8 protein-coding genes and 3 pseudogenes are annotated in these 12,580 nt (G+C 43.1%); 9 read left to right on the top strand and 2 right to left on the bottom strand.

Translation table 11 applies throughout. The annotated features are described in order from the left end of the window. Positions 1 to 30: 30 nt before the first annotated feature. Positions 31 to 1,127, top strand: a pseudogene (locus tag M886_RS17665) (IS630-like element ISMma8 family transposase). 109 nt (positions 1,128 to 1,236) lie between these two features. Next, positions 1,237 to 2,031, top strand: coding sequence for a 3-methylornithyl-N6-L-lysine dehydrogenase PylD (pylD, locus tag M886_RS04625; protein WP_048050730.1), 795 nt, complete (start codon positions 1,237 to 1,239; stop codon positions 2,029 to 2,031). A gap of 140 nt (positions 2,032 to 2,171) precedes the next feature. Here the strand turns inward: pylD and M886_RS04620 are convergent, their stop codons facing one another. Together M886_RS04620 and M886_RS04615 are read right to left on the bottom strand one after the other, a co-directional pair. Beyond that, positions 2,172 to 2,681, bottom strand: coding sequence for an inorganic diphosphatase (locus M886_RS04620; protein WP_015411829.1), 510 nt, complete (start codon positions 2,679 to 2,681; stop codon positions 2,172 to 2,174). Positions 2,682 to 3,016: 335 nt separating this feature from the next. Then, positions 3,017 to 4,639 (bottom strand): methylamine methyltransferase corrinoid protein reductive activase, encoded by a 1,623-nt coding sequence (locus M886_RS04615; protein WP_048044826.1) that lies wholly within the window; start codon positions 4,637 to 4,639, stop codon positions 3,017 to 3,019. 447 nt (positions 4,640 to 5,086) lie between these two features. On the opposite strand from M886_RS04615, the gene mtbA reads away from it, so the two are divergent. The 7 genes and pseudogenes from mtbA to M886_RS19055 form a co-directional block, all read left to right on the top strand. Further along, positions 5,087 to 6,106 (top strand): methylcobamide:CoM methyltransferase MtbA, encoded by a 1,020-nt coding sequence (mtbA, locus tag M886_RS04610; RefSeq protein ID WP_048039091.1) that lies wholly within the window; start codon positions 5,087 to 5,089, stop codon positions 6,104 to 6,106. Positions 6,107 to 7,057: 951 nt separating this feature from the next. After that, positions 7,058 to 7,714: a methyltransferase cognate corrinoid protein gene (locus M886_RS04605; RefSeq protein ID WP_048037606.1), complete on the top strand. Its 657-nt coding sequence runs from the start codon at positions 7,058 to 7,060 to the stop codon at positions 7,712 to 7,714. 19 nt (positions 7,715 to 7,733) lie between these two features. Beyond that, positions 7,734 to 9,110 (top strand): annotated as a pseudogene (locus M886_RS17660) (monomethylamine:corrinoid methyltransferase). A gap of 291 nt (positions 9,111 to 9,401) precedes the next feature. Further along, positions 9,402 to 10,808, top strand: coding sequence for an APC family permease (locus M886_RS04590; protein WP_011033381.1), 1,407 nt, complete (start codon positions 9,402 to 9,404; stop codon positions 10,806 to 10,808). After that, positions 10,795 to 11,064 carry a hypothetical protein gene (locus M886_RS04585; protein ID WP_011033380.1) on the top strand — a complete coding sequence of 90 codons (270 nt, stop codon included), beginning with the start codon at positions 10,795 to 10,797 and terminating at the stop codon, positions 11,062 to 11,064. Before M886_RS04590 ends, M886_RS04585 begins: the two co-directional genes overlap by 14 nt. 12 nt (positions 11,065 to 11,076) lie before the next feature. After that, entirely contained in the window at positions 11,077 to 11,313 is a 237-nt protein-coding gene (locus M886_RS04580; protein WP_011033379.1) for an efflux RND transporter permease subunit, read from the top strand. Positions 11,314 to 12,064: 751 nt separating this feature from the next. Then, positions 12,065 to 12,513: pseudogene (locus M886_RS19055) on the top strand (IS5/IS1182 family transposase); the annotation flags it as partial. Between the last annotated feature and the right edge of the window lie 67 nt (positions 12,514 to 12,580).

The following is a 12,580-nucleotide window of genomic DNA, read 5'->3' as shown; positions in this document are numbered from 1 at the left end:
AAACTTTGAATCCCATCTGTATCTTCATTCATGGCAAAAATAAAACTTGAAGAAGATGAGGTGCAGTACCTCATAGACTTTGTTAAAAAGGGACAGAAAAGTGCACGAGAACTAACAAGAGCACGAATCCTGTTACTTGCCAACAAGAATAAAAAGAACACCGAGATCGTAGAGATATTGAATGTTAGTAGGAATACTGTTGGGCGAATCAAGAAAAGGTACTTGGATGAAGGTCTCCAAAGCGCTCTTGAAGATAAAACAAGAACTGGCCAGCCTATAAAATACACCGAAAAGCACACGGCTGAAATCATAGCGCAAGCATGTACCAAACCTCCTGATGGAAGAAAAAAGTGGACACTTGTACTGCTTACTGAAGAACTGAAGATGAGAGAAGGGTTTGAAACAATAAACAAGGAGAGCATCCGGCTTATTCTAAAAAAAGCAAAACTAAACCTTGGTTAAGACGGATGTGGTGCATTCAAAAGATAAATGCCGAGTATAGAGAAAGAATGTACAACATTCTCAACCTCTATGAAGAAAAATATGACCCGAAAAAACCTCTCATATGCCTTGACGAGAAACCAAAACAACTTCTTGGAGATAAGAGGAAAGCTATCCCAATGAAACCTGGAAGTCCAGAAAAATATGATTACGAATATGTCAGGAATGGAACCGCAAATGTATTCGTGGCAGTAGAATTTAAAGCAGGAAAAAGGGTGACTCAAGTCACCGAAAGAAGAACTATGAAGGATTTTGCACAATTCGTGAAAATTCTCCTTACTGAAAAATATTCTGAAGCTGAAGTCATCCGACTGGTTACGGATAATCTCAATATCCATAAAGAAAAGTCATTCTACGAAACATTCAGCGAAGAGGAAGCAAAAAAGATTCTGGACAAGATAGAATTCCATTACACACCAAAACATGCAAGTTGGCTTAATGCTGCAGAAATAGAGATCAATGTAATGGATATTGAATGTACAGACAGAAGGATCGGAGATATGCAGACACTTACCCACGAAGTGGGTGCATGGACAAAGAGAAGAAATGAACATGAAAGTAAGATCAACTGGAAGTTTACGAGAAAAGTTGCTGATGAGAAAATGTCCAAGCATTATGCACCATAATTAAGTTGCTAAGACACTAGAAAAAACAAAGGGCTTTCGATTCTAAAAAGCCGTTTCGGAGCTGCTGCATGAAGCAGGAAGAATTTTTAGAATAAAAAGAGGTAAAAAAATGGCACTTTTAACCCCAGAAGACCTGGAAAATATTAACAAACAGCTTCAAGAAGCTGATTCTACTGTCCGTAGAGTTACAGGGCTTGATATAAAAGGGATCTGTAAAGATTTCTACGGCACAACCCCATGCTGTGAAAAAGTAGGTATCGTGCCTGTGACCTCAGGGAACGGGATCATAGGGAGCTTTTCCGAATCCCTGAATGCAATTGCCGGGTATTTCGGGTTTGACAGTTTTATTACTGATATGCCTGACGTCAGCGGATATTACGAGGCAGTAAAGAACGGAGCCCGGATCATACTTATGGCAGATGACAATACTTTCCTTGCCCATAACCTGAAAAATGGAAAAATCGCTAATAACCAGCCTTGTACAGGCATAATTTATGCTGAAATAGCTTCAAGATACCTGAAAGCCGATTCTAAAGAAGTGCTTGCCGTGGGTCTTGGGAAGGTTGGATTTCCGGGAGCAGCCCATCTCGCACAGAAAGGCTTCAAGGTTTACGGGTATGATGCTGACAGAACCCTTCTAGAAAAAAGCGTTTCCAGCCTCGGAATTATACCTTTCAATCCCGTCAGCCCCGAAGGCGACGGGCAAAGGAAGTTTTCCATTATTTTCGAAGCAACCCCCTGTGCAGACACGATTCCGGAATCCGTAATTTCGGAAAACTGTGTGATTTCTACCCCGGGGATACCCTGTGCAATCTCAAAGGAGCTGCAAAAAAAGTGTGGAGTTGAACTTGTAATGGAACCACTGGGGATAGGTACAGCATCAATGCTGTATTCTATACTCTAAACAGGAGAAAATCAATATCCTGAACAAGAATGAACCAGAGAAAAAAATGTAGAATAACACAGAGCAGGGGGCAGCTCGCCCCTCTGTTGTGAACTGGTGGTGTGAAATAACGTCGAATCAGGAATAAAAACTGTAGTTCTTCACTGATTAGATAATTTTTTTTGTTCAGTATATCGATCCTTAGCTTCCTGGATTACCTTGCGTGCTGTTTCCAGATCTCTCCACCCGTGAACCACCACATCTTTTCGTTCCAAATTTTTATAAGTTTCAAAGAAATGTGTAATTTCTTTCAGTAAATGAGGAGGAACCTGTTCAATTGTTTTGATATAGTTCCATAGTGGGTCTCTCTGAGGGACACAGAGTATCTTTTCATCTCTTCCCTTATCATCTTCCATATCAAGCATTGCAACGGGATGTACATCTATTACACATCCAGGAAATGTAGGCTCCCACATCAATACCATGGCATCCAGAGGGTCACCGTCAAGTGCCAGGGTATCCGGGAAAAAGCCGTAATCACATGGGTATACGATTGACGAAAAAAGCATTCTGTCGAATCTAATGACTTTCCTTTCCTTATCATACTCATACTTATTCCGACTTCCCTGCGGAATTTCTATAAGTACACATTCAACCTGTCTTTCAGTCATGTCAATACTTCCTGCCTGTTGAACGCATCCCAAAATCGACTTAATTTTATTTTTGCCTCTAAACTTTTCGCTTGAAGGTTAATAAATATTTTGAGAGGGTTCTCTGGCAATTTCCGGATAATTTCCAGATAATAACGCTTCTACGAATAGAAACAAAATATATAAATCATTGACATGGGACCAGAGAGATAATGAATATTAAATTTTAAAGATATAGTGAAAGACCATCGTCCTTTTCGCCCCGAATTGCGCCTCGGGAGCACGCGGTCCTTTTCGCTTCGCTCAAGAGGACTGGTTGAGGCAAAAAAAGTGGGAGATAATAAGTCCCACAGGTCTTATTTTGCTTTAATTCTCAGTTTTGTTATGTCAATTGCATTTTCGGGGCAGACACTGACACAGCGGCGGCAGCTTGTTCCAAGGCATTTCTGGCTGTCGTATTTTGCGGTTCTTATCCCATCGGTCTCGGTGATTTCCAGAGCGTTTTCAGGGCATTCTTCCATGCATTTCTGGCAGTAGATACATTTCTCTACGGGGACTTCAAGGATAATGCCTATTTCTTTCAGTATGGCAAGACCGCCGACTCCTACCTGCTCTATATCCTTACTTACCCGTTTTTCTATACTAACGTGTTCAAGAGTTTCAGGGAGTTTGGGTAGACCGTAAAGCTCAAGCATCTGGTTGTACACTTCAAGCGGCATCCCCATTGTCCAGTAAGATAGCTCACATAGATAAAAATTGTTGAAAGTATTGCTTGTCGCCATCATCAGGTGGTCAGCAGTGATCTTTTTTGCGATTTTGATGACATCATCAAGCCTGGACCTGTCAAGCACAAGTTCCCGCGCAAGGGCGAGAGAGGTGTTTCCGAACTGGACTATTTTTTTTGCATAACCCGGAACTGCACCAAGCCTGCGGGCATCTTCGGCGTCTACATAAGCTCCTGATGCCCCTGACATGTATGCGTATTCAAGATCTTCGTATTTAATTCCGGACTCCACTATGAGAGTCATGTGAGCGGCACGGATCGCACCTATTGCTTTTCCGGCTTCTTCGACATCCTTTTCAGTAATTTCAATCCCGGGACCTAGAATCAGTTTCCCATTGGGGAGTTTTGGAGGCTTTTCAACCAGCCCGCTTCTCAGAGCCAGGGCAAAAGCCGAGATTACCCCCGTCCCTGTAATGCCTGCAGCTTTATATCCGTTCGTTTCTTTCATTTCGCCGGTTACAGGGTTAATAAGGTAAGCGTCCTGTTTTTCCATCTCATTATCGAGGACCATGACTTTCCAGTATTCGCCTTCAGGCTTTACGTCACAGATTGCCCCGGGGCTTGCAAGCATTCCCGAACTTATGCCCTGCCCCTCGATCGCAGGACCTGCCGCAGCACTTGCAGTTATTATCCTGTCGCCAACTTTGAGAGCCATTTCCGCATTTGTTCCATAATCCGTCACCAGTGCAGGTTCGGTCTGGATCAGAAAATCGGTTTCCAGCATCATGGCAAGGGCATCAGCTCCTATCTCATGTTTGATTGCCGGGGGTACGATGATTTCACAGCCGCGAAAAAAATCATCCCCGAAAATGTCCGAAGCCGGAAATACACGGGAATCTCGTGTTACATTCTGGACTCCGAGCATTTTCTGTTTGTTTTCTCCGGCATATGCAAGGTCCCTTATTTCGATGTTCTGAAAAAGAGAAAGCTGGATAGGGTTCCCACAGACTGCGAGCCTTTCCACTTTTGAAAGGTCTGCATCGAATTTCAGAAACATCCTCCTGATGGTTTCAATAATCACTCCATGAGCCACGTCTTCCCCTGTTGTGATAGCAAAGTCCAGGTGGTCCATAACATTTCCTCCTGGCAGAGGGTGACCCATGGTAATGACTGTTTTTAAGGTCTCATTTGTTTCAAGGTCGATAAGCTGGGCTCTAAAACCGCTGGTACCCAGGTCAAGTGCAATTCCGTACATTTTTTACATCCTCCGGAAATATGGTATCGAGGCATCCCGGCACCATGGACTGCCCCGCAAAAGAATCGGATATGGTGAGTTACTTATTCTAATTCAACAAAGGGAAAAGGATACAATATTTTTATAACTTATGCAGTATATAAGTTAGTCCTCTCGATTTTCCTTAAATCTACTATTGTTTAAACCGGGAGAAGAATTCAGACATAATAAGACTCTGGAGAAATTAACCTTAGTTAAACGCCGGGCCTTTATATACATTAAAGTTTCCCCAGAAAAATGTTTGTAAAACAACTTTGCTTGTTTTAAGCGGATTTTCAACCGTTTCCGAATGAATAATTAGTGATTTTTTATAATAAAATCTTTAATTAAGGAATAATAATACATATTTATTTATAGTATGGGTTTTTGAAATTAGGGCTGTCTATAGAACTTAGAGAGGGATTATAGATGACAGAATATACACCAAAAGAAAGATTATACCGTGCACTTAGAAAACAGCCAGTGGACAGAATGCCTGCTGTTTGTTTCACACAGACCGGAACCGTCGAACAGATGGAAGCCTCAGGAGCCTTCTGGCCTGAAGCCCATGCAGACGCAGAGAAAATGGCAACACTTGCGGAAGCTGGACATACAGTAATTGGTTTTGAGGCAGTAAGGGTTCCTTTTGACATTACGGCTGAAGCAGAACTTTTTGGCTGCGGGATAAAGGCTGGCGACCTGAAGCAGCAGCCGTCTGTTATAAAGCACAGCGTAAAGAACCTTGAAGATCTGGATAAGATCAAAAATTACAGCCTGGATACAGGCAGAATAGGCACAATCCTGAAAGCTGTAAAGATCCTTTCAGAAAAGTATGGAAAAGAACTTCCTGTTATTGGGTCCATGATAGGTCCTTTCTCCCTTGCCCAGCACATCAACGGAGATGCCTGGTTTGGAAACCTTTTCACAGGCGAGGACATTGTCCCTGCACTTCTGGACTTCTGCGCAGACTTCAACATAGCATATGCAAAAGCAATGGTTGAGAACGGAGCAGACACAATAGCCATTATCGACCCCACAGCAAGCTATGAGCTCATCGGCGGGGAGTTCTATGAGAAATATGCCCTTCCCTACCAGAAAAAGATCGTTGACGCCATGAAGGAGCTCGATGTCGCTACAGTCCTCCATATCTGCGGAAACACAACCAATGGCCTTGCAATTATGGACAGGGCAGGAGTAAATGCTATCAGTGTGGACCAGAGAGTGGATATCAAGACCGCAACAGGCAATGTGGAAAATGCTATTATCGTCGGAAACCTCGACCCTGTAGCCGTACTCTGGAATGGAACTCCTGAGGATGTTGAGGCAGCCTCAAAGAAGGTGCTCGATGCAGGTGTCGGAATACTTACAGTTGGTTGCGGGATTGTAAGCATGACACCCAGTGCCAACCTTCAGAAAATGGTTGAGTGCGCTAAAAATTACAGGTACTGAGAGACGTACCGCCAGATATTTCAAATCCTGAAAACTTTAAACCAAAATGCCGGCTTCAAGCCGGCTTATTTTTAGTTTCAATTTTTCGATAATTTTCCTGATTTAACCTGTTTTCCTGAACTCAATCTGAAAAAATCACATTACCTGAAAAAATGATATTTTACCTGTCAGTCCATGATTTTTCCACAGGGTCTGCTCTCTTCCTCTACAGTTCAATTGGGGGGATTGGGTCCAGTATTTAATATTTTCCTTTAAAATAAAATATAGATAAATGGATTTGAAAGCCAAAGATGCTTTGTATTTAAGAAAGTCAGGAAAATTTCAACATCCAATATATATATTTTTCTCTCGTCAGCCATGATGTGGGCATTTCTGGAAAAGAAGAGAGGAAAAAATACAATTTTTAGGCGACACAATCTGAAAAATCAGCATTTCAAATTATTTGTTATAATATATAATAATGAAATATAGTGTTCGTTTATATAGTATGATTTCTATTTTCTTTTTAGGAATTGACTCTGAATATTCAGGACAATTCCAGGCAGTTCCAGCAGGCTTACTGTTGGGAAATTTGGGATATGAGTGCTAATTCGACTGGGAAATAAATTGCAGTCTCCAGCAAGATTCCCCGGTAGCAATGTTAGGAGAAAAGAAATTATTCACAAGAACCCGAAATCCGGGTAAGAAATGGCAAATGGCAGTGGATAATTTCCGATATAGACAATCCAGAATACTGTGAAGGCTTTCCCGCGTTAAATGGCTGAATGAAAGCGCAGGACCTGCACATGAACAAAGAACCCCATGCGAACGCTTTTTTACCTAGCGGAGCTTGGGCTTGTGTCCAGCATAAACCTTTGCAATCTATTGTCTATTGAAGCTCTGAGTACATTGTACTGCCCAACGATACTGCAAAGAAAAGCCGTTTTCGACAGAAACGGAGGTTTAGTAAAAATGGCAAACCAAGAGATTTTTGACAAGTTAACCAATGCGATCGTAACTCAGGACATCGCAGGCTGCGCAAAGCTGACTCAGGAAGCCCTGGATGCAGGAATTTCCCCTCTTGATATTATCACAAAGGGCCTTTCCCCAGGAATGAAGATTATCGGTGACAAATTTGAGGCTGCAGAAGTTTTCCTGCCTCAGATCATGATGTCCGGAAAAGCCATGAGCAGTGCAATGGAAATCCTCACCCCCGAACTTGAAAAGACCAAAGTAGAAGGAGAGGAAGGAACCGGGCTTGCAATCACCTTTGTTGCAGAAGGAGACATCCACGATATCGGTCACCGCCTTGTTACAACCATGCTCGGAGCAAACGGGTTTGATATCCTTGACCTTGGAGTAGACGTCCTTAACGAGACTGTTATTGAAGAGGCTGCAAAGCGCAAGGGGCAGAAAATCATTCTTGTTGGCTCAGCCCTTATGACCACCTCCATGCTCGGCCAGAAAGACCTCATGGACAGGCTCAGGGAAGAAAACCTCAGGGACAGCGTAAAATGCATGTTCGGAGGAGCACCTGTATCCGACAAATGGATTGATGAAATCGGTGCGGACGCAACCGCAGAAAACGCTGCAGAAGCTGCAAAAGTTGCACTTAACATTATGAAATAAACCTGGGAGGCAAAAGCACATGACATTCAGAAAATCATTTGATTGCTACGACTTCTACGACAGGGCAAAAGTAGGAGAGAAGTGCACCCAGGACGACTGGGACCTTATGAAGATCCCTATGAAAGCAATGGAGCTCAAGCAGAAGTACGGGCTTGACTTCAAAGGAGAGTTTGTCCCAACAGACAAGGACATGATGGAGAAGCTCTTCCAGGCAGGATTTGAGATGCTCCTTGAGTGTGGTATCTACTGTACGGACACTCACAGGATCGTAAAGTATACCGAAGACGAAATCTGGGACGCAATCAACAACGTCCAGAAAGAATTCACACTCGGTACTGGCAGGGACGCAGTAAACGTAAGGAAGAGAAGTGTTGGCGACAAGAGGAAGCCAATCGTTCAGGGCGGTCCTACCGGGTCTCCAATCTCTGAAGAAGTTTTCATGCCAGTACACATGAGCTACGCTCTTGAGAGAGAAGTGGACACAATCGTAGACGGTGTAATGACATCAGTACGTGGAAAAGCTCCGATTCCAGGAAGCCCCTACGAAGTCCTCGCAGCAAAGACAGAAACACGCCTTATAAAGCAGGCATGCGCTATGGCAGGACGCCCGGGAATGGGCATATAGGGACCAGAGACTTCCCTGTCAGCTCAGGGAAATATATCCTCTGACTGCATGGGAGGCCAGATCTCATCAGACAGCCACGAAGTGTCACAGCTCAACGAACTCAAGATCGACCTTGATGCCATTGCAGTAATCGCACACTACAAAGGAAACAGCGACATTATCATGGACGAACAGATGCCGATCTTCGGAGGATACGCAGGCGGCATTGAAGAAACAACAATTGTTGACATTGCAACACACATCAACGCTTTTGTTATGAGCAGTGCAAGCTGGCACCTTGACGGGCCTGTCCACATCCGCTGGGGATCGACCAACACAAGGGAAACCCTGACCATTGCAGGATGGGCATGTGCAACTATTTCAGAGTTTACGGATATGCTCTCAGGAAACCAGTACTACCCGTGCGCAGGTCCGTGTACTGAGATGTGTCTCCTCGAAGCTTCAGCACAGTCTATTACAGACACGGCATCTGGAAGGGAAATACTTTCAGGTGTTGCATCCGCAAAGGGTGTAGTGACTGACAAGACAACAGGTATGGAAGCAAGGATGATGGGAGAAGTAGCAAGGGCAACTGCAGGTATGGAAATCTCAGAAGTTAACAAGGTCCTCAATGCTCTTGTGCCACTTTATGAGAAGAATTACGCAACTGCACCAGCAGGAAAGACTTTCCAGGAATGCTACGACGTAAAGACAATTACCCCAACTGAAGAATACATGCAGGTATATGACGGAGCAAGGAAGAAGCTCGAAGACCTGGGACTTGTATTCTAAGCCGAATTTAAGCCTGAAATAATATTAAACTGATAAAAAGCCAGCAGATAGTCGCTGGCTGATTTTTTTTTGAAAAAATTCAGGCGAAACAATTATAAATATATATTTCGAGTTGTGTGGAAAATTTTTCACGAATAGTTGGACGAATACAAAAATTCGGAATAAAAAAGAGGGGAAAAAATGGATATCTGGACTGTTATAAACGGACTGATATATCTTCTGGCTTTCGGGCTGATGGCCTGGGTTCTACTTGATGCCAGCAGGGTTTCAAAAAGAAGGGGTTGATACGGCATGTCTGAACACAACGAAGCCGCCAACCTGGTAAAAACTCTGCGGCCTTTCCATATATGGGCTCTTGGAGTAGGAATTGTTCTGGTCGGAGAGTATATGGGCTGGAACTTTACTGTTGCAAAAGGAGGAATTCTTGGTTCTCTGCTTGCCATGCTGGTTGCAGGAACAATGTATGTAATAATTGCCCTCTGTGCCAGTGAACTCGGATCAGCAACCAAACTTGCAGGAGGACCTTATGATTGGGCGAGATTGTTCGTCGGACCCGGAGCAGCTGCCAGTGTAGGGCTTGCAGTATATATGGAATATATAGCCCTTGAAGCGGCGGATGCTATTGTTGTCGCATTTATTGCACAGAGCATCTTTCCGGAACTGCAGGTTTTTCCTGTAACATTGCTTGTAATCGCACTTCTTACCTTCATTAACTACCGTGGCGTTGTTGCGGCACTGACCCTTAACTTTGTCCTGACGATGATCGCTTTCATTGCAATAGTGGTCTTCTTCTTCGCAACTGCCTTTGGAGGAGTGAACATCCACCCTGAATATCTTTTCCAGGGAGCACTTCCAAACGGTATGATAGGACTCTTTGCAGCCCTGCAGTTTGGGCCCTGGTTCTATCTGGGAATAGAAGGAGCAGCAATGTGCGCTGAGGAATGTAAACACCCATCAAGGGCAGTACCTCTCGGACAGCAGGCCGGGATGATCACACTGCTTGTAGGAGCGGCAATGACACTCTATTTATGTTCCGTGCTGATCCCGACTGACCTTCTGGGAGTTTCCGTATATCCACTCTTTGAGGCTGCACAGAACAGCGGCATATTTATATTCATCGCCCTGCTCGGGCTCGGGACATTCCTGACATGTGTTGCCAGTGCAAACGGATGTGTCTGTGACTCTTCACGCTCCTGGTTTGCCCTTTCCAGAGATAAATATGTGTCTTCCTGGTTCTCGGCGGTGCACCCGAGGTATAATACCCCATACAGGGCAGTGATTTTCACAATGCCCGTTGCGATAGGCTTTGCATTCAGCGGTTTCCTTGACCAGGTAATTACTTTCTCCATTGTCTCGGGTCTTCTCTGCTATGTACTGATTCCTTTCTCCCTGATACGTTTCAGGAATCTCTTCCCGCAGACTACAAGCAAGGTCAGGCCTTTTGCAGGTCCTCTTCAGCCGTATATTGCTTACTTTGCAATAGCAATCGCAATTACCATTCTTTCAACGCTGTTCTGGGGCTATAAATACAACCTGATCTTTGCCTTTGTGTTCTACGGCATTGCGTACTTCTACTTCAGCCACAGGCACAAGAATTCGAACATCGAAAACAACTGGGCTGAAATGGGCTGGCCATTACCCAATGGTTCGGAAAATGGAAGGATAGGAAAGGAGGCGGTAGGTTTTGGAGACGAATAACCGGGAACTTGAAAGCAAATATCACAGCAAACTCAATGGAGATACGCTCCTTGTCATTGGCATGCTTGCTTTGCTAGTGGGCGTGGAAGGGTTCATAATATACAGGATTCTTTCCGAGACCTGGGAAATTGCTTCCGGTTTCTTTTACCTCTACGTAATCTTCATAGGTCTGATCGTTTCGATCGAGGCTATCGGATGCCTGAGGGTAAGAGAGTCTATCAAAGCCCACATGTTCGAGTTCAAATACTACGATTGAGGATGAGAAGACATGACACAAAAGAATGTTATTACAGAGGTCTTTGATATCGTGTTTATCTTTGTCCTCGCCTTCGCCTGTGTGGTTATTCCCACAGTACTCCAGGGAGCTGTGCTCGTTTCCTGGGAAGAAGGAGGAGCAGGGATAGGATTTGTCTGGGACCCGGTAGGCTTCTTCAGTTTCTTGCTTGTGATAGTCGCTTTCTTTGCAGTGATCCTGTATCACTCAGTAAAACATTACAGGTATTGAGAGACTGAAAAAATTAAAAGAAAATAAAAAATAAAATATTGCAAAAAACCGAAATATTGAAAGAATACTGGAAACTTTAGCTGAAAGTCTGCCTGATGGGGAGATCAGGCAGACGACACCTTTTTTGCATTGGAGAACGGCAGAAATCCCGTTTTTGAGCGTATTTAATCCTGCCGCATAAGCATGTCTCCCTGAAAAGAGGGAATTATTCAGGGAGCGATGGAGGGATTTTTTTGTGGATTTTCTTTGGAAGACCCGAACTGGCTTCTACTTAAAGGAGTACAGGCTTTTAACCTTCTTCAGAAAGCACAGCCACCATTCAGGTGTCTCCTGAGGTCCAGGTCTGCACCTCCTTTGAGAAGTATAGTTAAGCTCCTTAACTCCTGAGAAACACAAGTTTCCGGTCGTTTACAATAGAAGATTTAAACTAATAGTATATAAAATTTGTGTCAATGAAATTGATTAAATGAAAATAGTATATATATTTTTCTATTTGAGCGAAATAGTCAACGGAAGTACTTATATAAGATGCCTGATCAACTCTCAAAAAGAGGGAAAGGTATAAAAAGAAGAAGCACACATCCAAAATAAATTTAAAAAAGGAAAAGAACGTCGAGAAAATATAGAAGCTATTCAGTTTTGGGCTCTGTAGAAATCCTCTAGATACTATTTTACCCAAAGATTTATAAAAATAAAATCGTAAAAATGCTCCTTATTTTTTGTCCCCACAAAAAACGAGGAGCGATCCCTATTGTCATCAAATAAGTATATTAAATTTATTGATCTAAGTCTTAAGACGGTTCAGTCTTCTAGACTGAACCTCTATTCTTGCAAATACTCAAAATGTGTTTATACTCAACATCAGCTTCTTGTTCTTGTTTTGCTGAAAGAGTATATAACTACAGACTATCGTGATTTTGTAGAACTTATTGACCTTATGAGTAATATAAAAGAAAACTTGATCTTGATAAGGGTCCTCATTACACTACTCTTCAAAAGTTTGTATCCAGAATTCCTTCCTCATTACTTAACCTAATTTTATCAAAAACTCTAAAACTATTTTATTCACATGGAGAAAATGCTTCTATTACAGCAATTGATGCAACTGGGTTTACGAGTTCTTATGCAAGTCATTACTACTCTCGAAGAACAGGGAGACTCCGAAGGAGCTTCCTGAAAACTTCAATAGCAGTAGATACAGATAAAAAACGCACATGATATTCTTGGAATAACATGCCCAAAAAATGAAAGTCCTTTTCACTTAGCT

This window comes from Methanosarcina soligelidi (assembly GCF_000744315.1).
Classification (GTDB): Archaea; Halobacteriota; Methanosarcinia; order Methanosarcinales; family Methanosarcinaceae; genus Methanosarcina; species Methanosarcina mazei.
The sequence above is the reverse complement of the archived record's forward strand: the minus strand, read 5'-3'. Positions and strand labels throughout refer to the sequence as shown.

Bases quoted from the DNA above. Each gene is read 5' to 3' on its own strand.
- pylD (WP_048050730.1), top strand. From the start codon at position 1,237: ATGGCACTTTTAACCCCAGAAGACCTGGAAAATATTAACAAACAGCTT.
- M886_RS04620 (WP_015411829.1), bottom strand. From the start codon at position 2,681: ATGACTGAAAGACAGGTTGAATGTGTACTTATAGAAATTCCGCAGGGA.
- M886_RS04615 (WP_048044826.1), bottom strand. From the start codon at position 4,639: ATGTACGGAATTGCACTTGACCTGGGTACCAGCGGTTTTAGAGCCCAG.
- mtbA (WP_048039091.1), top strand. From the start codon at position 5,087: ATGACAGAATATACACCAAAAGAAAGATTATACCGTGCACTTAGAAAA.
- M886_RS04605 (WP_048037606.1), top strand. From the start codon at position 7,058: ATGGCAAACCAAGAGATTTTTGACAAGTTAACCAATGCGATCGTAACT.
- M886_RS04590 (WP_011033381.1), top strand. From the start codon at position 9,402: ATGTCTGAACACAACGAAGCCGCCAACCTGGTAAAAACTCTGCGGCCT.
- M886_RS04580 (WP_011033379.1), top strand. From the start codon at position 11,077: ATGACACAAAAGAATGTTATTACAGAGGTCTTTGATATCGTGTTTATC.